This window comes from Streptomyces sp. NPDC044571, from assembly GCF_040647115.1.
Taxonomy (GTDB): Bacteria; Actinomycetota; Actinomycetes; order Streptomycetales; family Streptomycetaceae; genus Streptomyces.
Genome location: NZ_JBEZBN010000082.1, coordinates 1 through 22261 on the forward strand (window position 1 = coordinate 1; position 22261 = coordinate 22261).

The 22261-nt window shown below is 69.0% G+C and carries 13 protein-coding genes, 2 pseudogenes and 1 CRISPR repeat array; of the genes and pseudogenes, 6 read left to right on the forward strand and 9 right to left on the reverse strand.

Annotated features, from left to right (window positions below):
* Positions 1–107: 107 nt before the first annotated feature.
* A complete protein-coding gene (locus tag AB0B01_RS28720) occupies positions 108–1322 on the reverse strand; it encodes a ParB/RepB/Spo0J family partition protein (protein WP_361725175.1) in 1215 nt (404 codons plus the stop codon).
* The gene (locus tag AB0B01_RS28725; protein WP_356847237.1) at positions 1319–2479 is read right to left on the reverse strand and encodes a ParA family protein; all 1161 of its coding nucleotides are present in this window, start codon (positions 2477–2479) and stop codon (positions 1319–1321) included. The genes AB0B01_RS28720 and AB0B01_RS28725 overlap by 4 nt, the downstream gene beginning before the upstream one ends.
* A gap of 309 nt (positions 2480–2788) precedes the next feature.
* Between AB0B01_RS28725 and AB0B01_RS28730 the strand changes: the two genes are divergently transcribed.
* The 6 genes from AB0B01_RS28730 (at position 2789) to AB0B01_RS28755 (ending at position 12342) form a co-directional block, all read left to right on the forward strand.
* Positions 2789–3895, forward strand: a complete 1107-nt coding sequence (locus AB0B01_RS28730) for a hypothetical protein (RefSeq protein ID WP_361725178.1) — start codon at positions 2789–2791, stop codon at positions 3893–3895.
* 1295 nt (positions 3896–5190) lie between these two features.
* Positions 5191–5895 carry a hypothetical protein gene (locus AB0B01_RS28735; protein ID WP_361725181.1) on the forward strand — a complete coding sequence of 235 codons (705 nt, stop codon included), beginning with the start codon at positions 5191–5193 and terminating at the stop codon, positions 5893–5895.
* A 51-nt stretch (positions 5896–5946) separates the two neighbouring features.
* Entirely contained in the window at positions 5947–6363 is a 417-nt protein-coding gene (locus AB0B01_RS28740) for a hypothetical protein (RefSeq protein WP_361725184.1), read from the forward strand.
* 316 nt (positions 6364–6679) lie between these two features.
* On the forward strand, positions 6680–6997 hold the full coding sequence (locus tag AB0B01_RS28745) for a CU044_2847 family protein (RefSeq protein WP_361725187.1): 318 nt from the start codon (positions 6680–6682) through the stop codon (positions 6995–6997).
* A 4-nt stretch (positions 6998–7001) separates the two neighbouring features.
* Entirely contained in the window at positions 7002–11090 is a 4089-nt protein-coding gene (locus tag AB0B01_RS28750; RefSeq protein WP_361725190.1) for a trypsin-like peptidase domain-containing protein, read from the forward strand.
* Positions 11091–11397: 307 nt separating this feature from the next.
* Positions 11398–12342, forward strand: coding sequence for a hypothetical protein (locus AB0B01_RS28755; protein WP_361725193.1), 945 nt, complete (start codon positions 11398–11400; stop codon positions 12340–12342).
* Positions 12343–12552: 210 nt separating this feature from the next.
* Positions 12553–13069: direct repeats of the CRISPR family, unit length 29 nt; unit sequence CTGCTCCCCGCACACGCGGGGATGAACCC.
* A gap of 450 nt (positions 13070–13519) precedes the next feature.
* Here AB0B01_RS28755 and AB0B01_RS28760 read toward each other — a convergent pair.
* From AB0B01_RS28760 to AB0B01_RS28790, 7 genes and pseudogenes are all read right to left on the reverse strand, one after another.
* Positions 13520–13917, reverse strand: a pseudogene (locus AB0B01_RS28760) (transposase); the annotation flags it as partial.
* A gap of 199 nt (positions 13918–14116) precedes the next feature.
* Positions 14117–14662 carry a hypothetical protein gene (locus AB0B01_RS28765; protein ID WP_361725196.1) on the reverse strand — a complete coding sequence of 182 codons (546 nt, stop codon included), beginning with the start codon at positions 14660–14662 and terminating at the stop codon, positions 14117–14119.
* A gap of 37 nt (positions 14663–14699) precedes the next feature.
* Positions 14700–15135 (reverse strand): annotated as a pseudogene (locus AB0B01_RS28770) (RHS repeat-associated core domain-containing protein); the annotation flags it as partial.
* A gap of 140 nt (positions 15136–15275) precedes the next feature.
* A complete protein-coding gene (locus AB0B01_RS28775; RefSeq protein ID WP_361725199.1) occupies positions 15276–16067 on the reverse strand; it encodes a hypothetical protein in 792 nt (263 codons plus the stop codon).
* Entirely contained in the window at positions 16064–20701 is a 4638-nt protein-coding gene (locus AB0B01_RS28780; RefSeq protein WP_361725202.1) for a putative T7SS-secreted protein, read from the reverse strand. Before AB0B01_RS28780 ends, AB0B01_RS28775 begins: the two co-directional genes overlap by 4 nt.
* A complete protein-coding gene (locus AB0B01_RS28785; RefSeq protein WP_361725205.1) occupies positions 20701–21264 on the reverse strand; it encodes a hypothetical protein in 564 nt (187 codons plus the stop codon). The genes AB0B01_RS28780 and AB0B01_RS28785 overlap by 1 nt, the downstream gene beginning before the upstream one ends.
* On the reverse strand, positions 21264–21686 hold the full coding sequence (locus tag AB0B01_RS28790; protein WP_361725208.1) for a hypothetical protein: 423 nt from the start codon (positions 21684–21686) through the stop codon (positions 21264–21266). Before AB0B01_RS28790 ends, AB0B01_RS28785 begins: the two co-directional genes overlap by 1 nt.
* Positions 21687–22261: the final 575 nt, after the last annotated feature.

The following is a 22261-nucleotide window of genomic DNA, read 5'->3' on the forward strand; positions in this document are numbered from 1 at the left end:
CTGTTCTGCTAAGACGGGCGGGTGGTGCTCCTAGCAGAAGTTGCTCCCGAAAAAAAAGTCGAGGGCTCCACCGCGTGCGGTGGAGCCCTCGATTCGGGTCAGCGGGTCTAGCTCCGCTGGCTGTTGCTCTCGATCAGGAGCATGGTCAGCTCAGCCCGGTGCTTGGCCGACATGTTCGCCCAGATCACCTCGCACACCGCCTTCGGGTCCTGCCACGGAACGGCGGCGGTGGGGTCCACTCCCCTGGCCTGCGCAGGGATGACTCCCTCGGGCTCGCGCTCCCCCATCGGCTCCGCCTGTACGGGCTCAGCGAGGATCGGTGCCGGCGCCGTCGCCTCGGCCACGGGTGCGGCAGCCGGCTCATCGGCCGGAATCGGTGCTTCCGTACGCGGTGAGGCTGGGCTCGGGGTCTCCCGACTTTTGTCCGCGGACAAAAGTCGGGCCGGTGCCTGGGTGTGCTCCTGGCCGTCCGCCACTCCCCCGGCATCGGGCGCCGCGGGCTCCGCGCGTACCGGCGCTGACTCCTGGGCGCTGCGCAGTATTTCGCGCTGAGCCTCCTTGACCTGGGCTTCCTGTGCCTTGGTCTCCTTCAGGAGCTCCAGCAGCCCGGCCGCGTCCACGCCCGGCCGGTCCTTGGCCGCACGGGCCAGAGCCCGGCCGTCCCGCTCGGGCAGCTCCCCCGAGCTGAGCATCCGCTGGATCTCCTCGGGCAGTTCCAGCAGCACCAGCTGGTTGGTCACCCACGACGGCGACTTCCCCAGCCGCTCCGCCGCGCGCGACTTCGCCCCGTGCTCGCGGCCCTGCTCCGCGCACGTGTCGACGAGCTGCTGCACACCACGGGCCCGCTCGATCACGTCGAAGTCCTCGCGTTCGAGGTTCTCGGCGAGGAGGTGGTCGATGAAATCCGTACGGGAGCCGGCGAGGTCGTCGCGTACGACGAAGTCCAGCGCCTCCAGACCTACGTGCAGCGCGCTGCGGAAGCGGCGCTCGCCGTTGATCAGGACGTACGAGGCCGCCCCGATCCGGGACTCGTGGTCGGGCCACAGCCCGAGGTACGCGCTGCGGCTGACCACCACACAGGCCGAGAGCTGGGCCTGCCGCAGCTCCTCGCCGAAGCGGGTCAGGTCTTCGTCCGTGCCGAAGTTGCGGCGCGGGTTGAGGGGGGTGGGGGAGACCTGGTCCAGGGGTACGCGGATGAGTTCGTACGCCGGCAGGTCGCCCTGGGCGATGGCCTTGGCCCGCCCGCGCTCGCTGCGGCCGCCACTGGTGCGGCGGGCGTTGCTGAAGGCAGCGCCGGTGCCGAGGAGGTCGCTCTTGCTCATGCCGCGATCCTCCGGGCGATCTCGCGCATCGCCTCCGACTGCTCGCAGTCGGGCGCGTAGTGCAGCAGCGGAAGCTTCACGCGCACCGCTTCGCGCTGCTCCTTGAGGTCGGAGATCACCGTGATGACCGGCGGGTCCCCGAACTCCTTCCAGCTGTTCAGGGAGGAGGTGACGACGTACCCCTTGCGACTGTCGTAGAGGTTCACGACGAAGCCGAGCTGGGCGATCTCGATGTCGAGGTCGTCGATCAGGTCTTCGAGCTGCTCGCTGAGCATGTCGTACGCGTCGGCGGAGGTGTCCTCGGCCTGGACGGGGACGATGATGCCGGACGTCTTCGGCGCCTCGCCCTCGCGGGTCCGGGCGTAGTAGAGCGCGGTGTCCATGGTGTAGCCGAGGCTGGGAGGGCAGTCGACGACGATGTAGTCGAACTCCTTCTCCAGCTCCTCCAGGGCCTTCTCCAGGGCGGTTTCCTTGGTCCGGACGTGGCGGGTGGTGGCCAGCCGGGCGTCGAGGAGGAAGGCGTCCTTGCAGGACGGCAGCAGGAAGAGGCGGCCGGCGAAGACCCCGTGCTCGATGGGCACGAGGAGCTCCCGCACCCGGCCCTCGATCTCGCCGAGCATGTGCTTGGCGAGGCTGGGCTCCTTGATGCCGAGCATCTCGGCGCCCAGGTGGCGGGTCAGGTGGCCCTGTGGGTCGAAGTCGATGACGCAGACGCGGGCGCCGGTCTCGGCGAGGGCCTGGGAAAGCCCGTTGCTGATCGCGCTCTTGCCCACACCGCCCTTCTGGTTGCAGACCACGATCCGGCGGGCGCCCTCGTGTGCCGGGCGCCGACGCCCCGTCGGCGAGGGATGGGTGTCGAGCCACAGCCGGATCGACTGGGCGACGCCCTGGTTGTACGGAACCTCCCGGGCCTGGCAGTCCTCCTTGAAGTCGCCGTACAGGCCGGTGGGCAGGTACGTGGAGAACGAGGAAGCACCCGAGGTGTCCACGGGAGTCGCCGCGGAGGCATCGGCACGCCAGGCGTGGATGCCCTCGGTGACGGCGTCCTGGATGTCCACGCCCAACTGCGCTGCGCGGACCTTGAGTTCCTGCCGCAGGGACGCAGGCAGCTTGGCGACTACCTTTTCCCTGACTTCCGGATCGTATGGAGCGGTCATGCGGGTACCTTACTAACCTCCAGGGCGGAAGGCGAAGAGGCACACCGACACAAGTTGCCTCCGTATGTTGGATTTGACCCGGGCTGGGCCCTTTCGGCGGGCTCTCGCGAGCAGCCCCGCACCACCAGGACCGGGCCGGTCTGTCTGCCCGCGCATGTTATGACTGCCTCTGTCCGTCAGAACGGCAGCAGGTGTTCACCACTCAGGGAGGCACGTGACCGTGCCCGGGCCGGCAGCGGATGAAAAATACGTTGGCCGGTCCTCCGGAGAGCTGCGACGATGCCCTGCTGTTTCACTAGCGGAGGACATTTGTACGTTTTCGTGTGCGCCGGGTGCGGCGCCGAGCTGACCACCGCGCTCTCCCAGGTCGAACTGCCGGTCCACGCCCGTCAAAAGTACGGGAACGGGCTTCAGCTTCCGGTGCTCATGGAGTCGGGCACGTTCGCCGTGGACCCGGAACCCTCGGGGCCGCCATGGCGCAGGTGGGAGGAGATCGATGCGGAGGAGGCAACGGCCCGCGGCATCTACGCACCGGTCTACGCCCTCTCCGACGGTGCACCCGGCGCGATCGTCATCGCACCCGGCGACGCCCGCGGCACCCTGCTGATCCCGGAGAAGGGCGGAGGCTATTGCTGCGGCCTTGACGGAGCAGACGGCCCCAACATGGCGTGCGAGGCGTGCGGCCTGCCCGTGGCGAGCCGGATCGACGACTGCTCTCTCTGGCAGGCCGTATGGCTCGACCCGGATGCCGTGTGCCGACTCCCCGTCGAGGGCGCCGACCCCGCACCGCTCTCCTGGGGAGAGTTGATGGAGGAACGGCAGGGCACTCCGCCGTTCGAGCCGGTCACCAGGTGGGGATCGCAACGGGGGACGAACCACTACTGGTCATGGAGCCCGCAGTGGGAGGCGGCAGCCGGCCGGGCGCTCGCCCACCTGCTGGCGGCCTCGCAAGGCCAACCGGTGACCATGCCGGACGGCCTGCTCAAGGAAGTGTTCCAACGTTCCCTCGACGCCCTGCTGCCCGCCGGTCCACCGGCGCTGCGCGCCGTCCTGACCGGACCGGGACAGCCCACTCCCGACGCGGACGCTGACATCCTCCTCGTCCCGACTCATCCACAGACGGGGGAGGTCTGGACCCCGGGCGGCCCGGCCACCTCGGCCTACCTGGTGCCACTTCCGTTCGGCGTGTGGATGTGGTTCGCCTTCCCCGAACCCCACCTGCCCGTCCCCGCGTCGGGCGGGATGCCCGACGGCGTCCTCCGCGACGACCCGCCCACGCCGCGCCCTGGATACTTGTTCCAGGCCGACCCGGGAGTGTTCCAGCACACTCTGGTCCGACTGCCGGCCGTCCGCAGTCCTTGGCTCCGGCATGTCCTTGAGAACCTCACGCAGCACGTGCGCGCCAGCCTCCTCTAGTTGACCGGCAGAGGACGCCGGAATCCCTTCTCCGAGACCCCCTCTCGCGCACGGTCGAGTAACCACAGGCCACGCCGACGGCTTCGGCCCGGACAACTGGAAAGAACTGGGGGCCGAAGCATGGAGATGATCACGCAGGGGGTTCAGACCGAAGAGCAGTGCGGGCGATGTGGCGGTGTGCTGAGACGTCGGCATTGTCCGGATCAGGACCCGCGCACCTGCGCAGCAGGCCGGGTATGTCGTGGGCGCTCGCGTAGTTGTGTTCCCGTGCCGCCCACTCGACCAGATCCAGTCCCGCCCACATGGCCGCGACCTTACCGGGCAAGTCCAGCGCTGCTGTTCAGCAAGGCGAGCAGGGCGTCAAAAGGCCGGGCAGGAAGCCGCTCTGCCGAATCGGAGTTCTTGTCCGCGGCAAGCTGCGGACCGTACATCCCAGGGGCCAGCCCCTGGACCCCGCCAGCGCCTAGGCCGCGCTGGACCGGCCTTGGCATGGGGGGCTACTCGCCCCCCAGACCCCCTCGCCAGGCGCTTGGGCGCCCTGGACCCGCTCCCCCTCATGCCCTGCCCCGGCTCCCTGACGGTCGCCGGTGCACCCCTCGGGCGCTGGGCGCCCTCACTGGGCATGAGGGCCACGGCGAACAGTGGTTGCTGTGAGCAGTGGCAGGGGTGGGGGTGGTCAGGCCGCACAGAAAGTACAGCACTCGTGAAGTGCGCGTGCGTTGGCTGGTGCATCAGTGGGGGAGAGAAGGGGCAGCAACCCGTTCGTGGGTGGGTTGCACGGACGCGCACAGGCACCGCGGTCAGGCTGAGGTCACAGCAGGCCGGAGTCGCCTGATGTGGGCGGTCCCGTTGCTCTTTAGTAAGAGGGCGCGGCGTTTTTAGGCCTCTGACCTGCGGGTTTGTCAGAGGGAGTGTGTCCCCCAGGACACATTTGGGCTCCCGAAATGTGTACCTGGCGAGCACATTTCGCTGAAAACTCAAGCACCGCTTGAGTTTTCCGGGATGCCAACAGGTTGTGGATCATCGCAGGTCACAGCGTCGGGCTGATACGTGCACAGAGCCTGTGCACACCCGCAGACCCCTCCCGGATGTGCTGCCATCACGACAACCGAAGTCAAGCAGTCGTGTACTTTCGGCGCTTGACCGCAAAGTAACTTCACGTACCGTGTACTTTCAGCGCCTCCTTCGAACAGTGCCCCGGATCTGACACATCGGCGGCGCGTCGACGCGTCAAAAGACAAGCACACGTTGATTTTTTGGATAGTCTCGGACCGCCTGAGTAACAAGGAGGTCCTGTGACATCTGATCCGCCCGCACGTCGCCGACAGCGCGGGCCCCGTCCTGTACCCACCCCGGTCGCCGCAGGGAACGAAGCCGAGTACGGCGACATCCTGGCCGTCCTCGGCCAGCAGCTCGGCGAGAAGGTGGCCGACGTCGCCGACCCCGGTGGCCGACGTCGGCTCAAGGGGGTCCACTTCGAGTACGCGGCAGACCCCCGAGCCGTCCATGACATGGCCGGAGGCGCCGGGTACAGCCTGGCCAGCAACTGGTTCACCCAGCTGCTGGCGCAGCTCGCCGTCGCCAACAGCATCACCAAGTCCCAGCTGTGCGTCTTCCTCTTCGTGGCCGGAGGGCAGGTGCCGGGGACCGGCATCACCCAGTACACGCAGCAGGAGATCACCGACGGACTCAACAAGATCGCCGCCCAGAAGGGCGGCAAGATGATCACGCGTTCCACGGTCAACCGTGCCGTCCAGGCGCTGTGCGGCTACAACTGGGTGGAGAAGGCCGGCAACGGCCGGATCCAGATCAACGTGCGTCTGTGGTTCCACGGAAACAGCACGGCCCAGCACGAGGTGCTCGCGGAGATCGCCGACCGGCATGACAACGACGTCGAAGCGTTCCCGTACGCGGTGGGCCCCGAGGGCGCCCATCAGGAGGAGCTGGACCTCGACTTCGGGACCGAGACCGAGGTTCGCGGAAGGAGACGTACCGGGTGATAGTGCTGCCAGGCCCCTGCACGGGCGACCGCTCTCGAGGAAGGCTGTCCCATGGCTAACGTCATGTCTCCGATCGTCGCGGAGCGCATCTGGGCCCTGCCGCTGTCAGGGTCCGCCGTCAAGTTCCTCCAGTACCTCGTCTCCCGCAGCGACTTCGGGGGAGCCCTGCCGGTACGGCAGAAGGACATGGCGGCCGAGTACGGGGTCACGCCGCAGGCCGTCAGCGGGCTCATGGCGCCGCTGTGCGACCTGAACATCGTGCTCAGGCCGCGCAGCGAGGAGCGCAACGGCAACTCCTACCGGCTCCATCCGCTCGCGGCGAAGTACGAAAGCCCCGAGGCCATGGAGGCGGCGTTCCGCGCGGCGCTCGTCCGCATCCAGGGAGGCGAGCTTCCCAACCTGAAGCTGCCGACCTACCACCAGGCCCCGCCGGCCCCGACGGGCCGCCCCAAGCTCCAGGTCGCCTGAGCGCAGGCACGGAGCGGGACCCGGGCGCGGACCGGACCCGGACAAGACAGAAGGCCCTCCACCGTGGTGGAGGGCCTTCCGCGCCTGAGTAACTTGGTACCCCCACTATATCCGCCGGGCCCCGGCTCCGCGTACTTGGATTGCGCCGGGCAGGGTGCCCGTGTCCTGACCGCGCTGGGGCGCCACGAGGCCGCAGGCCGGCGTCCACGTGGAGCCCGGCACGGCCGGGTCCCGGGCATGGGCTGGTCGGTTGAATACACCTGCCTGCCCACCCGATGTCCGCCGTCCTGCGTATGCCTCGCGGTAAGGAGGAGCCATGACGCATCTGGCTCGGATTCCGTTGGCGGACGGCGGCTCCATCCTGGTCGAGGCTCCGCCCGGAACGGGGGGACCGGTGAAGGCCGGGCGCCTCGGCGACGCCATCCAGGAGCTCCCGGGCAACCTGCAGGCAGCGCTCGTGTCGGTCACCGATGCGGCGAGCGCCACACTCGACCAGTTGCGCAAGGCGGGCCCCGAGGCGGTCACGGTCGAGTTCGGCGTCGACCTCGCCGTCACGGCCGGGGCCGTGATCACGAAGGGCAGCGCCAACTGCCACCTGAAGGTGACCATGAGCTGGCACAAGAAGGACGCCTGACCCGGTGGACGCCACCCTCAGGGCCCTGGCCCAGCTCCTCGGAGAGCACGACGAGGTGTGCGGGGCCGGCTTCCTGGTCGCCGACGACGTCCTCGTCACCTGTGCACACGTCGTACGCGCCGCCGGCAGTGAGCCCGGGAGCAGAGTACGGCTGGTCTTCCCGTACGTGGACGGCGCACGCGCGGTCGAGGGGACCGTCCTGGAGGAGCCGTGGCGGGATGCCGAGTCCGAAGACGTCGCCGTGGTGCGCCTTGACGCCGTCGTGCCCGGCACACATGTCCCGCCGCTGGGGTCCGCCGCGGGCTCCAGCGGCCACGGGGTGCGCTCCTTCGGCTTTCCCGGACAGGCTGCGTCGGGCGGGCACTTCGGGTACGCCAAAGCGGGAGACCTTCTGCCGGCGACGGAGAACCGGGGGGAGCACCTCCAGCTGACCGGCGCCAACGACCTCACCACCGGATTCAGCGGTGGCCCGGTCGTCGACCAGGTGACCCGCCTGGTCATCGGCATGCTCAGCGAGATCATCGAGCCCGACGCCCACGAGAGGGGCCAGAACATCGCCTACGCCACCCCCGTGGATGTGCTCCGGGGGATCTGGCCCGACCTGACCGTTCAGGACGTCTGCCCTTACCGGGGCTTGGAGCCCTTCACCGCGGACCAGGCTCAGTGGTTCGAGGGTCGCAAGGACGCCGTGCGCCAGGTTCTTGCGCATCTGGCCGAACAGCAGCGCGTGATCCTGCTGCTCGGCCCGTCCGGCTCGGGCAAGTCCTCCCTGGTCCAGGCCGGGGTCCTGCCCGCACTGGCAGCGGGCGAACTGGCGGGCAGTGACCGGTGGCTGCCCGTGGTGCTCCGGCCGGGGGATGACCTGCTCGCCGAAATCGAGCGCGCGGGCCTGCCAGGGGCCGCCACGGACGGGATCCCCGAGGCCGTGACCCGCAGGCTCATGGCCGAGACCGACTGCCGACGCGTCGTCCTCGTCATCGACCAGTTCGAGGAGTTCCTCACCCCACAGGAAAGCAGCCTCGCCGCCGCGGACCGGCTTACGGCTGCGATCACCTCGCACGCCGCCCTGAGCGTGATCCTGGTCATGCGCGACGACTTCTACCCGCAGCTCGCCGCCCGCGCCCGCGCGTTGCTGGAGGCGGCGATGCCGGGCCTTCTCAACGTGCCGGGCACCCTGAGCGAGGACGACCTGCACGACATCATCACGCTGCCTGCCCACAGCGTGGGCGCCCGCTTCGAAAGCGGGCTTGCGGAGCAGATCGTCACCGATGTCCTGGCGACCTCCCCGGAGGGGGTGCGCAGCCGCAGGGCCCCGGTCACGGTGCTGCCCCTGCTGGAACTGACGCTGAGCGAGCTGTGGCGACGGCTCCGTGACGGCTTCCTCACGCACGACGCCTACCGGCGCATCGGCGGAGTGACGGGGAGCCTGACCATGTGGTGCGACACCGCTCTGGATCAACTGCCTCCGGGTAGCCTGCCCGTCGCCCAGCGCATGCTGACCTCGCTCGTGCGCCCTGCCGACCTCCGCCGCAACATCCCCGAGATCCGGGCACAGGTCCGACTGACGGACCTGAGAGACCTCGCGGCCGGCCCAGACAGCGGGCCAGAGGACAGCAGTGCCTTCGACACCGTCCTTGCGGCCTTGACCCGGCATCGGATCATCACCACGCACACGCCGGAAGTGCCCTCGGCACAGCCGGTGGCGGAGCTCATTCACGACGCGCTCATCCGGGACTGGGGAACCCTGCGCAAGTGGGTCAGCGAGGACCGCCAGTTTCAGGAATGGTTCGTACGGGTCAGCGAACAGCAGGCTCGCTGGGCGGAGGGAAGGAATGAGGAGGACCTGCTGACGGGAACGGCGCTTGCCGAGGGGCTCGCATTGTGGTCCCGGCGGGGCCGTCTGCCCGCCGACATCGTCGAGTTCCTCACCGCCGGCGAGCAGCGCCAGCAGGCTGCCATCCGCCGCAGTCGGCGCCTCAACGCGATCCTGGCCGGCTTGCTCGTCATCGCACTCATCGCGGGGGCCGGTGCCTTCTGGCAGTGGCGGACCGCCGAGGCACAGCGGCGGGAAGCCCTGTCCCGCCAGCTCGCCGGTGAGTCCGACACCCTTTTGGATACCAATCCCACCGTGGCCTCGCTGCTCGCCGTGCAGGCCTACCGCACCAGCCCCACGTCCGAAGCGGCCCACAGCCTGCAGAACGCCGCTGCGATTCCGCTGCGGCGCAGCCTGTCCGGCCACGGCGACCGGGTGACCAAGGTGACGTTCAGTCCTGACGGCTCCACTCTCGCCAGCAGCAGCCTCGACCGGACGGTGCGCCTGTGGGACACGCACACCGGCAGGCCCGGCCCCGTCCTCAAGGGACACACCGCTCCGGTGATGTCCGTGGCCTTCAGCCCCGACGGCCACACCCTCGCCACCGGCGCCCTCGACGGTGCCGTCCGCCTGTGGGACGCGCACACCGGCGCGCCCCGCCGCATCCTGCAAGACCACGGCGCCGCCGTGCGGTCCGTGGTCTTCAACCCCGACCACCGTACCCGTACTCTCGCCACCGCCGGCGACGACGCGACCGCCCGCCTCTGGGACCTTGGGACCGGCAAGCCCCGGGCCGAGCTGGAGGGGCACACCGGCCCCGTGTGGTCCGCGGTGTTCAGCCGGGACGGGCGCTTCGTCGCGACCGGCAGTCTCGACCACTCGGTGCGCGTGTGGGACGCGGCAACCGGCAAGCAACACGCAGGCCCGCTGAGGCAGCCCGGCGAGGTGCACTCCCTGGCGTTCGACTCCGACAACCGGAAACTCGTCACATCGAACAACACGGACACCGGCGTGCGGGTGTGGGACCTCGACACGGGCAAAGAGCGCAACAGCCCCCCGCGGGGCTACTTGGACGACATCACGGAATCGGTGGCGTTGAGCCCGGACGACCGTGCGCTCGCCACGGGCCTCCAGGGTGGCACGGCAGTGCTGTCCGATGAATTCGGCCGGACCCTTGCCGTCCTGCCGGGTCACACCGACACCGTCTGGTCGGTGGCGTTCAGCCCCGACGGCCATACGCTCGCGACGGGCAGCGACGCCACCGTGCGTCTGTGGGACGTGGCCGACGGACAGAATCGGGCGACGTTGAGCGAGCACACCGACAAGGTCTGGAGGGTGGCGTTCAGCCCGTCCGGCCGAACCCTCGCCACCGGCAGCCTCGACGGCACCGTCCGCTTGTGGGACGTGACCAAGCACACGAGCCAGGCCCCACTCAAGGCCAGCGGCGCAGTGCGAGCGGTGGCGTTCACCCCCGATGGACGCACCCTCGCCACCGGCAGCATGGACGGCAAGGCCGAGCTGTGGGACGTGCGAACCCGCACGAGGAAGATCGTCATCTCGGCGAATACGGGACCGGTCGAGGCAGTGGCCGTCAGCAAGGACGGACGCATCGTCACCGGTGGCGGAAACCGCGTACGGCAGTGGGATGCGGCCACCGGCAAGGAGATCCGTGCACCTCTGAAGATCGCCAGCACCGCGGTGATCGCAGTGGCCTACAGTCCCGACGGAAAGAAGCTGGCAGTGACCGACACGGACAACTCCGCACACTTGTACGATGCTGCCACAGGTGCCCCCGGTCCCGTTCTCAAGGGGCACAGCGGAGCGGTGTACGCAGTGGCGTTCAGCCCCGACGGGCGAACCCTGGCCACGGGGAGCGAGGACTCCTCGGTACGCCTGTGGGACGCGAACGGCGGCAAGAGCCTGGCCACCCTCACCAAACATCACGGGTCGGTACCCGCCGTGGCGTTCAGCCCCGACCGGCGCTCTCTCGCCAGCGGCGGCAGCGACGGAACCGTGGTGCTGTGGGACGTGCCCACTCGCAAGCCCCGCGCCACCCTGCTTGAGTTCGAAGTCGTGCAGGGGGTGGCGTTCAGTCCCGACGGCCACACCCTCGCCACCGCAAGTGCCGACGGCAACGCGCGGCTGTGGGACGTCACCCTGCCTTCGCCCGCCGCGGCGATCCGGAAGATCTGCCAGGCCGTCAACCGCGACCTCACAGCGCAGGAGCGGGCGGCATACCTGCCGGACCAGAAATCCGACCCCGTATGCCCCCGGAGATGAACTCGCACACACCGCAACGATCCGGAGCCCGCGGAGGCAGGCCGGCTTCCACGGCATCTCGTTGCCCACCGGCCCGTCGGCAGCCGGCCCGCCACGGCCGGCCCGCATCCGAATGAGCCGCTCCCTGCAGCGGCTGCACCCCCCGGCTGCACGAGGCGCCGATTCCTAACCTGGCTTCATGACGAGGACACCTCCGAGCGAAGCCGATCGGCAGCTCATCCGCTTCTGTCGTGACCGGAGGATCACGCTGAAGCCGTCTCGCCTTGCCACGTGGCGGGCGCACGCTCTGATTCCTCCGTCTGAGCCCGTGTTCCTGGGAGGTCGCCAAGGGACGCGGCGGGTCTACCCGCCCGGCACCGACGTCCAGGTGCTGTGCCTGGCCGCCTGCGACCAGCTCCATCCGCGGATGTCGCCCTACGATCTGCTGCTCCTCACCTTCTTCGCCGAAATGCCGCTTCCGCTGCTGCCGACCGGGCCGTTGAAGGTCGCCTTGGCCCAGGCGTTCTTCGGCCCTCGCTTCCGCTGGCAGGAGGAGGAGCAGCGTGCGTTCGACGCCGTGCCTGAGGACTGGCGCGCGGAGCTGCCGACCGACTTCAACTGGGCCCAGATCCGAGCCGAGCTGGAAATCCGCCAGGACGGGCCCCACGTGCAGCAGATGCGCGAGAACCTCAAACGCCGTCCGGGTCTCGTACGCGCCTCCCGCGAGCAGCTCGACGCCCGGGTGGACGGGGTGCTCACGGCGCTCAACAGGGACCGCCTTCCCGTGGAGGACGCCGAGATCATGACGGACCTCAAGGCGGCCATGGCCTTCGACGGACCTCCCGCGCGATCCCGCGCCGCGTGGATGCACGCGGCACTGTGCCGCTCAGAGCAGCTGGCGCTCCGCCGGGAGACGAACGGCGCGGAGCGCTTCGACGAGCTCATGGCGCTCCAGGAGCCCGAGCTGCTCCACTTCCGGGAGCTCGTACTCGAAGCGGTCAGCGCCATGTACACGGCCGCATCGGAGGGACGGCTGCGCACCCGTGAGATCCGCTCCCTGCCCATAGCCAAGATGGCCGGCCGGATGCTGGTGGAGTGGAACAGCGTCCGGCAGGTCGTCGAACCCGGATCCCGTCCGGCGCAGCTCGCACTCGACGGCCTGCGGAGCCTCTGGTCGATCTGCTCGCAGACCGGCGGAGGCAGCGGCGAGGGCCGCGCGGCGTTCACCGCGCGCACGGCGCCCGGCCCCTCACTTTCCTTGCGTGAGTGTTGACCTCTTGCTGTTGTCTAGCGGCCGTGATCGTTCCCACTGAAATACCTGTACCTCCACGACGCACGCCGGGAGTGCACGGCGTTGCACATGTAGCTGGTGGCGTTCGCGGCCTCTATTCGCCCGGGGCATGCGGTTTTGGCAGGATTGCCGGTTTCAGTGAAAGTGCTTACTAACGGCCCGTCGCTCAACTAAAGTCCCAGGTCGCGGAGCCTGCTCCCCGCACACGCGGGGATGAACCCAGGTCCTGCATCGTGATGTCCTCGATGCCGTTCTGCTCCCCGCACACGCGGGGATGAACCCGGGCGCCACAGACAGCTCGGCCATCAGGTCGTCTGCTCCCCGCACACGCGGGGATGAACCCGCCGACCAGGAGCACGCAGCCTCGCTGCGGCGCTGCTCCCCGCACACGCGGGGATGAACCCCAGCGTCTTCGATGGCGACGCTCATGCGGTGACTGCTCCCCGCACACGCGGGGATGAACCCAACTGCATCGAGACGGCCGCCGGACAGCTCGTCTGCTCCCCGCACACGCGGGGATGAACCCGCATGGTGGCGGGCGCGGCCGCGTACATGGTGCTGCTCCCCGCACACGCGGGGATGAACCCCGCTCGGTCAGCTTGCCAATCCCGACCGCGATCTGCTCCCCGCACACGCGGGGGTGAACCCACGCCGGAACTCCGGCGCATGTACGCGACGGCCTGCTCCACGCACAGGCGGGGATGGACCCGGCGTGACCACCGGTTCAGTCGCACCTGAACCGGCGAGAAGATCCGCCGGCTCGGGGGAGTTGTCACCGTCGGCATGGACTTCGCGGCATGGCGACCTCTGCAGATCCAGGTCTGGCCGACTGGGTGGAGTACCGGGCTTGCCCCGGCTCGCGGCATGTTCGCCGGCCCTCTTCACGGAGGCCGCGGCCCATCCGCTCCGACGACTGAGGCGGCACGGCGGGTCTGAAGCGTCCGGGCGCGCTCATCACGAAGTGGGGAAGGCGTGTGCCGGCGTTCGCCGCCCGACTGGAGCAGGCGGGCGAACAGGGCCGAGGGCGGTACGCCCAACTCCTCGTGCAGCAGGCGCCGGAAGGCGACGTAATGACGCACGGCCCGTCAGTCTGGGCCGTACTCCGCCGGGCAGCGGGCCCGGGTAACGCGGAACCAGCGTCTCGTCGGCGAGACGAGGGGGAACCCGGCTTGCCCCGGTCCACGGGGCTTGGACCGGTGAGTTCGCCCCCTTTTTCGCCCTGACGTGGGCGGAGTCGAGGACCACGCGTGAGAGGTCGAGCAGGTCGGCGTCGTCGAGACGGTGCAGGATCTCCTCGTGCAGCCGGCCCCAGACCCCGGCTCTGGACCAGATCAGGAACCTGCGATGGGCCGTGGACTTCGAGATCCCGAAGCATGGTGGCAGTGACCGCCAGGCGCACCCGCTGACCAGGACGTAGATGATCGCGGCGAACAGCGTCTCATCAGGTGTGTCCTGTGTCCCGCCGCCCTGAGGCCGCACCCGAGAGGGCGGGATCAGCGGCTTCGCGATCTCCCACAACCCGTCCGGAACAATCCAACTCCACGTACCCCGCCCCATGACAACCTCAACGACCGCCTCACCACATAGGACACGGTCTAAACCGACCGTCTCACCAGGACCCGACGTCGCCACCGAGACCACCGCGCCAATAGGGGACAACGCCACCGACCTGGCCCACGAGCTCACCAAACGGGGAGGGCAGGTGCCCGCGCCGCTCGGCCGACACGGGCACCTTCGCCTGGCGGGGGCGCCGGCGTTAGTTCGCCCGTACGGGCGCCCACAGGCTGACGCTCCACACGTCCCCGTGTCCCGCGTGGTAGCCCCTTTCCTCCTCCTCGTCGTCCACAACGAGGACGGAAACACAGGACGCCTCTGCCCGGTACTCCAGGAAGCCGCCCTGGTCGGTGACGGTGAACTCCGGGACCGAAGGGACGTCGGAGAGCGCTTCCCGTACGTCTGCCCAGGCGGTGTACCGGCTGAACTCGACGCCGGTGCTCCCGCCCCATCGAGCCGCCAGCTCGGGTGCGTTCGCGAGGCGGTGCAGTTCGATTGAGCCGCCGGACATGACCCACTGCTCCCCGGGGTTGAAGTAGAACTCCACGAACCCGTAGTCGCGGCGCAGCGAGGTGCCGCCCTCGCCGACGACATCGACGCAGCGGTGCTGTAGGGCGCGGTCGACCTCGTCGAGGGTGGAACCGATGCCGATGCCGATGCCGATGCCGATGCCGATGCCGATGCCGATGCCCATGCCGTGCGGGCGCCCGGTGCTGATGAAGGTGGCGAGGAATTCGATGCCGAGCACGGCCAATTCTCCAGTTTCTCCGAGGAACGGATTTGCGCGGATTGCTGACGTACGCCGTGGGATTCGGCGCTGGCGACAGTCCCAGAGGGTCCGAGGACGCGTAACGTCCCGATTCCGGGTCGTAGTAGCGGAAGGGGTTGTAGTGCAGCCCCCGTCTCGGAGTCGAAGTGCTGGCCGGGGAAGCGGATCGGGGCGTAGGCGGTGCTCGTTCTGCTGCAGGCCGACCTGCCGAGGGCGTCGTGCTCGCATCGGCGCGGGTGACGGTGGTGCCGGTGTAGGTGCGTGATCCGGTGGCCTCGCCGCCGGGGTCGTCGGCGGGCCACGAGGCTGAGGTCTGGCTGTCAGCCTCGTCGTGCGAGGGCGGCGGTGACCTGGCTGGAACAGTCGAGATCCACTGTGCGCGTGCCCGACAGCCAGTCCTAGACCGATATGAGATAACCGTCGGCGCGGTAGCGGTACGCGCAGCTGTCGACGGTGCTGCGCTCCGGCGGTGATGAGCTGAGCGCCGTCCGACCTCGTCGCAGGGGCACTGCGCTTGCGTCACCGAAGACGCAGGCGAGCTCCCAGCCCAGCCGGAGTTCCCGGTGCATTCCGTGTGTCGGTCAGGGTGCGTTCACTGCTGCCGGAAGGCGTTCCACGCCGTGCGCACGGCGGCCTCGAGTCCGGCATCGTCGAGATCCCCAGGTTCGGCAAATTCGGGATCGACCGAGTAGTCCTCGAGGATCATGAATACCTGGTCGAAGAAATCGCCGAGTGCCCCCTGGACGCGTTCGCCACTTGCCTGGGAAGCGCGACGGGCTTCCCACCAGCCGTGTGCGAAGTCCGGTGCGCCGCAGGTTCCGTCCGTGAACGCGTCCAGCAGCGCCACTTGCCGCGCGGCGGCACTCGCGGGGTCGATGTCGTCGAGGTGGGACCATGCCCGGTGCTGGGGCTCGTATTCGGCTGCCACGACCGACAGCGCGGGGTGACGGTCCGAGAGGGCGCGCGCATAACGGCCGAAGCGGGCGCGCGCCGTATCGGGCCCTTCCGCGACCGCCGCCGCCATGAACGCGGCGGTTCCCGCGATCAATGCGTAGCCGGATTGGGGAAAGAAGACGGCTCCTTGCAGGTCGGGCGTGCGCAGCATGAACGGCGGATGGATGTCCGTGCCCGTGGCGTCGGTTGACAGCCGGGACGTCGTGCCGACGAGCGCGCCGGGTCCGTGGGCGAGTTTCGTCGCAAGAACATAAGGTGCCCCGACCGCGTGGCATCCGGCCGCGATCCGACGGGCCAGTGCTGCATCGAGCTGTGCACCCGCTGGCACCGGGATCACCGATTTGTCGCGCAGCCAGGACGGGGCGAAGGCGCCGTTCGAGCCGAGCACCGACTGCAAGTCCGACGCGTCGTCGTGTTCTGAATTGGTCACCACAGAAACCCTTTGTCGATGATTCCTTGGAACTGTTTGTCACCCAGTTTCCAGGCCGACCAGAACTTACCATCGGCGCGCAGCATCACCATCTTCTGGGATGCCGGATCGATGAATCCGACCGCTGGCCCCTGATTTCTGTAGTCGAAACGGTAGATCTTTGTTCCGTCTGCTGTCATGTGTTCACGCATGGCATCTTCGAACCGCTGCATGTTGACCTTGCTGCGGTTCCCCGGGTTGTCGAGGAAATCCCCCGCATGAGCGTCGAACTTCTTGCTCATCACCTTCTGGCTGGAGAAGTCTGCCTTGTCCGCCCACGCGCCTCGTGGGCACGGTGAAAGCCCCAAGGGGTCGGCCCACGAGTGGGGATTATCGACGTAGGTGGCGGGGTTGGGTGCCGGGCCGAGTCCCAACGGGTCGAGCGTGAGATAGCGGGCCGTTTCGGGGTCGTAGTGGCGGAAGTAATTGTAATGGAGGCCGGTCTCAGGGTCGTAGTACTGGCCGGGGAAGCGGAGGGGTGTGTAGGTGCTGCTGTCGCGGGCCCAGGCGGTGGTACCCCAGAGGGTGCTCCGGCTACGCCAGGCGATGTCGCCTGACTCGTCGATCAGTTCCGTGGGGGTGCCGACGAGATCGGTGGCGATGGCGAAGAAGCGCCGATCGATTTCCTCCTGTCGTGCGTCGGGCGTGAGGATGCGCTCGGTCTGGGCCAGAGGGACATCAGCGTGGTGGTCCCAGGTGAGGGCGACCGTGTGCGGGAGATCCGGGTGATGGTTGCTCTGTTCGCACAGGGTCGGCCCGTCCCAGGTGAAGCGGACCTCCTCGAGGACGCTCTCGCCGTCGGTCGCCAGGCGCTGCTTCGCGGTGCGGCGGCCGAGTGGGTCGTAGCGGTAGCGCCAGCGGGTCCCGTCGGGAGTGGTGACGGAGGTGAGGCGGTTTTCGGTGTCCCAGGCGTAGCGCCAGGTGTCGGGCTTGCGTGAGAGCCGCGTCTTCTGCCGAAGAACGATTCGGCCGAGGGGGTCGTGCTCGAAGCGGACGCCGCCGGCGCGGGTGATGGCTGTGCCGGTGTAGGTGCGCGGTCCGGTGGCCTCGCCGCCAGGGTGTCCGGCGTCCCAGGAGGCCAACGTTTGGTTGCCGGCGTCGTCGTAGGCGTATCGCTCCGTCCACCCTTGCGCGTGGACGGCGGTGACGCGGCCGACACGGTCGAGGTCGAATGAGGAGATGCCCGACAGCCGGTCCTCGACGGATATGAGATGACCGTCGGCACGGTAGGCGTACGCCCGGCTGTTGACGGCGCGCCCTGCGGCGGTGATGTGCTGCTCCGCGAGTCGTCCGGCTTCGTCCCAGGCGGAGGTCACGGATATCGCGTCGCCGAAGAGGCGGGTCACCTCGCGGCCGGCGGCATCGTGGGTGAAATCGACGCGGTGGCCGCCGGTCGTGACTTGGTGGGCCTGTCCGTCGGCGCCGTAGGCGTAGGTGGTGACGTGGCCGGTGGGGGTGGTGCGGCGCGTACGGCGACCGAGGGCGTCGTAGGAGTGCGTTACGGGACGGCCGTCAACCAGCTCTGTCTTCACCTTGCCCCGGCGGTCGTACTGATACCGGAGTTCGCTGTCCGGACCGACTGCCTCCAGCAGGCGTCCGGCTCCGTCGTATCCATAGGTGGTGATGTGGCCGTCGACGTCCTTGACGACTACCTGGCCGAGCTCGTCGCGCTCGAACGCGATGGTCCCTCCGAGTGCGTCGACGCGGGCGGCAAGCTGGCCTGCGGCGTCCACACGGTAGGTCAGGGTGCGGCCGTCGAAATCGGTCTCGGAGACCAGGTTGTCGGCGGCGTCGTACTCGTAGGTCCAGACCAGCCCCTGCGGGTTGGTGACGCGGGTGAGGCGCAGGGCGGTGTCGTGCTCGAACTCGTAGCGTGCACCGTCGGGGCCGGTGCGGGAAGTCGGCAGGTCGAAGTGCGTGTACTCGAAGCGGGTGATGCCCCCGGCCGCGTCGGTGCGGGTGAGGAGGTTGCCCTCGCCGTCGTACGTCCACGACTCGGTGGCGCCGTCGGGTCCGGTACGTCGGGCGAGCTGCCCGTCGGGGTGCCACTGCAGGCTCGTGACGCCGCCCACGGGGTCGGTGATGCGGACCGGCCTGCCGAGGGCGTCCCGCTCGGTGCGGGTGACGGCGCCGGCCGGGTCGGTCACCTCCACCGGCAGCCCCGCCGCATCGCACACGACCCGGGTCGTGGCCCCTTCGGCGTCGGTGAGCGAGGTCATGCGACCGGCATGGTCGTACGTGTAGCGGGTGATGAAGCCGGCCGGGTCGGTGACCGATGTGCGGTTGCCGCGCTCGTCGTATTCGTGGAGCATGCGGGAGCCGTCCGGCCCGAAGACTTCCACAGGCAGGCCGAATCGACCGCGTACGGTGCGCAGTTCACTCCCGTCGGGGCGGACGGCGCGCACGAGCCGGCCGCCCTCGTCGTAGGAGAAGACGGTGGTGAGGCCGAGCGGGTCGGTACGGGTGAGCAGGTTGCCGCGCGGGTCGTAGGTGAAGCGGGTGGTGTGGCCGAGTGGATCAGTGACGGCCAGGAGACGGCAGCCGGGGCCGAACACGTGGCGCGTCGCGTGCCCGTCGGCGGTGGTGAGCGTGGTGGTGTGGTGGCCGGTCTCCGGATCCGGGTCGGTGTACGCCAGGGTGAGCTGGACGTGGCCTGCCTCGCCGCCCTCCGCGACGACGCGGTCGCGGTCGTCGTAGACGTAGTCGTAGCGGCTCCCGTTGGAGTCGATCCATGCGGTGACACGGCTGCGGTCGTCGTACTCGAAGGTGGTGGTGGCGCCTGACGGCTTGGTGACCGCGGTGAGGTCGCCGTCCTCGTACCCGTAGCCCATCAGGGGCAGGTCCGCGCCGCCCTCGCCGGCTCCGGCCAGGGACAGGGCCGTCACCAGGCCGTCGGCGACCGACACCTTCACGTGGTGGCCCGCCGAATGGACGAGGGCCGACGGCAGACCGTCCGTGTCGCGGTCGATGGTGATGCTGTGACCGTTGCGTTCGCTGATGCGGGACAGCCAGGCTTCACCGTCGCCGCCCGGTTCGCTGCCGAACGGGGCGGTGAAGTGGAAGACGAGCCCGCTGTCCGGGTCGGTGACCGTGTAGTCGCCGTTGCCCTCGCGGGCCAGCAGGGTGCGGCCCCTTCCCCTCTCCGGCCGGGTGGACACGCCGGGGACCGGGTGCGCGTACGGGATCAGCAGTCCCTCGGCGGTGACGTGGACGATCCCGACCGCGTCGATCTCCAGGCGCTCATCGACGGTGGACGTCCAGGCGCGGCCCAGGAAGCGGCCGACCGCGCAGCCGGACTCGGTGCGGCGGGTGAACACCAGCGGCAGGATGCCCGGCAGTTCGATGTCGGTCTGGGGCAGGAACATCCGCCCCGTGGCGAGGTCCACCGGGTCGCCGCCAGCTTTTCGGTCGCCGTCCGGGGTGTCGTGGGTGCCCTCGGGCGCGTCGTCTGCAAGCTTGCGCGCCCGTGCGGCCTCGGCGGCTTCGTCCACGTGCTTGGCGGTGGAGCTGAGCTTTTTGAAGGCGCCGGCACCCTTGGAGCCGATGAGTTCGGGGATGAGTTTGCCGATGCCTTCGGAGGGGTCCTTCATGAACTCGTCGAGCATCTGCTTGCCCGCGCCCCACGGATCGTTGGCCATGGTGACCAGGCCTGCGGCCGTGGAGTTCAGGTTCGTGACGTACTCGGCGGGGTGCGAGAGGTTATAGAGGTCGAGCGGGTTGAGCGCGCGGGCGAAGTTGACCATGCCTGCCGTGCCCTTGACGACGCCGCCGAGGAGGTGCGTGCCGGCGAGTACGAAGTACTCCTCGGCATCACCGAGCTGCTGGGTGTACGAGGGCTTGGGCGGGGCGGCGTCCCGGGCGGCCCGGACCGCCGCGGCGGTCGTTTCGGCGACCTCGTTGCGCTGCTTGCGGGCGCTTTCGAGCTTCTCCTGCGCGGCGTGCGCCATGGCCTTGCCCGGATCGTGGAAGTCGTCGGACGGGCGGGGCGGCAGGTGCTCCTTCTTCGCCTCGTAGGCTTCCTTGTACTCCCTGACGAGCTTGTTGTGCGCGCCGCGGGCGTCCTCGGAGGCCTTCTTGGCCTTGTTGTAGTCGTCCAAGGCCTCCTTGGCCTTGCCCTGCGCCCATTCCACCGTGTCGGCGAAACGATTCATCGCATCGGCGGCCTTGCCGAAGGCGTCGGCGGCCTTGAACCAGCGCGGCGGCTCCTTGGCCACCTTCTCGCGGAACGTGTCCGCCGTCTTGCCCTGCAGGCCCTCGGGCTGGGTCATGGTCTTCAGACCGTTGCCGACCGACTCGAAGGCCGCCTTGAAGTCGTTCAGGTGCGACACCTGCTCGCGGATCTTGGAGACGCTGCCGTAGACCAGCTTCTTGGGGTCCTCGGTCTGGCCGAGCTCCAGCTCCGAGACGTCCGCGCCGAGCTGGTTGGCTGCCGAGCGGGACTTGTCGCGGATCCAGTCGCCGGCCTCGTCCAGCCCGACCTCGTCGGCGAGGTCGGCGGCCTTGCCACCGCTCCACTCGACGAAGTCACCGACCTTCTCGACCCCCTTCTCGACCTTGTCCTCGATCGAGTCCGGTATGACATCCCGCCAGCCCATCAGTTACCGCCCCCGTTGCCCTTCGTCTGCTCCAGCAGGTCCTTCAGCGACCCGATCCTCCCCGACGAGGTCACCGTGTCCTTGGTGTCGGACCAGGTCTGCTTGATGTCCTGACCGCTCTTCTCGAAGGACTCGGCGCTGTAGTCCGGCTTGTAGACGTCCGCGCTGAAGATGTCCCCCCAGGACTTCTTCTCGATCTCGTCCTCACTGGCGTGCGGATTCCCGTACGCCGCGTTCACCGCCACCTTGAACGTGCCATGGATGTACTGCTCCTCCTCCCACACCGTCCCGGCGGCGATGCCGAGATTGCCGGCGAGGGCGGAGGCGTTCTGGATCAGGCTGCGCACGCCCCACTCCCAGCGCTCGCAGAAGTCCTCGAAGTCCTTCGACAACGCCCCGTGCCCGGTCTCCATCGCGGTCATCGACAGGTTCTCGAACCCCGCCCCCTGCGAGGCCCCGGCCGCATCCCCCGACTCGCGCAGCTCCGATATCGCTGCCCGCAGACCCTTCTGGATCGCGGCAACCGCTTGCGGGGATACCTCAAGGTCACCATCGCCGGCCATCAGGCCACCTCCGCGGATTCGGTCTCGGTTTCGATGTCCACCGCGCATGCGTCGGGGACGATCCCGGCGACGGGCGGGAACAGCATCGACCCGTCCGCATCGGCCACGTTCACGGCAACCCCGGCCGGGCCGTCCACCTCCGGGACGACCGCATCGACCAGACGCGCCCCCAGGATCGCCAGGTAAGGCCACTCGCGGCCGGCTTCCCCGCGGGCCTCGGCGAACCGGGCCAGCGCATCCTCGTCCGTGAACGCATAGAACCAGCGGATCCCGCCCGAGACGGCTGACATCAACCCGCCGTCGGCGTCCGCGGCACCCTCGGCCAAGGGAGCGAGCAGCACAGTCCGCCGGAACTCGCCCACCAGGCGTCTGGGATCGCCGGAACCCGCTCGGTACGCGGCTATCTCTGCGGCCAGTTCCATACTCTGCGTCCCCCTTCAGGGTGATTGACACCCCACAGGGAACATTACCTTGACCGCTAATCACCTGATTGGGGGTCATGGCCACCTGCGTGTCGAAACCCGCCGGGTGCCGAGGGCTTGGCAGTAAGCGGCACACGAACCCTCGACAGCACCGGTGCCCTGCGCGTTCATCGACGGAGCATGCGCGCTCTCGGCCTGCAGACCGATCCGGAGCCCATGCGCACCGACGCTGTCGCCCCGGACCGGCTGCGCGCGGAGGCGTTGGAGACCCTCCGAAGCCTCCATGCGGTCAGGGGCCGTTCCTCGAAGACCATCTGCCGCAGTCGGTCGAGTTTTTGACGGATGAGCAGGCTGCCGCGTACGCGGCTTGGCGCAGATCCCGGCTCCGACAAGGCGGAGGACTCCTCGGGTTCATCCCCCCGGTCGCGGGCCGGCTGGGGTGCGTCCCGGCAGCGGCAACGGTGCCCTCGAGGAGCTAGCGGGGGGGTCTCGTCGTTCCCGGGTCAGGCTGACCGCAGCAGCGGACGGCCCCGCTCGTACACCTCCCTGGCGTGGGCATTGCCGAGGTGCGGGCG

Bases quoted from the DNA above. Each gene is read 5' to 3' on its own strand.
- AB0B01_RS28780 (WP_361725202.1), bottom strand. From the start codon at position 20,701: ATGGGCTGGCGGGATGTCATACCGGACTCGATCGAGGACAAGGTCGAG.
- AB0B01_RS28785 (WP_361725205.1), bottom strand. From the start codon at position 21,264: ATGGCCGGCGATGGTGACCTTGAGGTATCCCCGCAAGCGGTTGCCGCG.
- AB0B01_RS28790 (WP_361725208.1), bottom strand. From the start codon at position 21,686: ATGGAACTGGCCGCAGAGATAGCCGCGTACCGAGCGGGTTCCGGCGAT.
- AB0B01_RS28725 (WP_356847237.1), bottom strand. From the start codon at position 2,479: ATGACCGCTCCATACGATCCGGAAGTCAGGGAAAAGGTAGTCGCCAAG.
- AB0B01_RS28740 (WP_361725184.1), top strand. From the start codon at position 5,947: ATGGCTAACGTCATGTCTCCGATCGTCGCGGAGCGCATCTGGGCCCTG.
- AB0B01_RS28745 (WP_361725187.1), top strand. From the start codon at position 6,680: ATGACGCATCTGGCTCGGATTCCGTTGGCGGACGGCGGCTCCATCCTG.
- AB0B01_RS28720 (WP_361725175.1), bottom strand. From the start codon at position 1,322: ATGAGCAAGAGCGACCTCCTCGGCACCGGCGCTGCCTTCAGCAACGCC.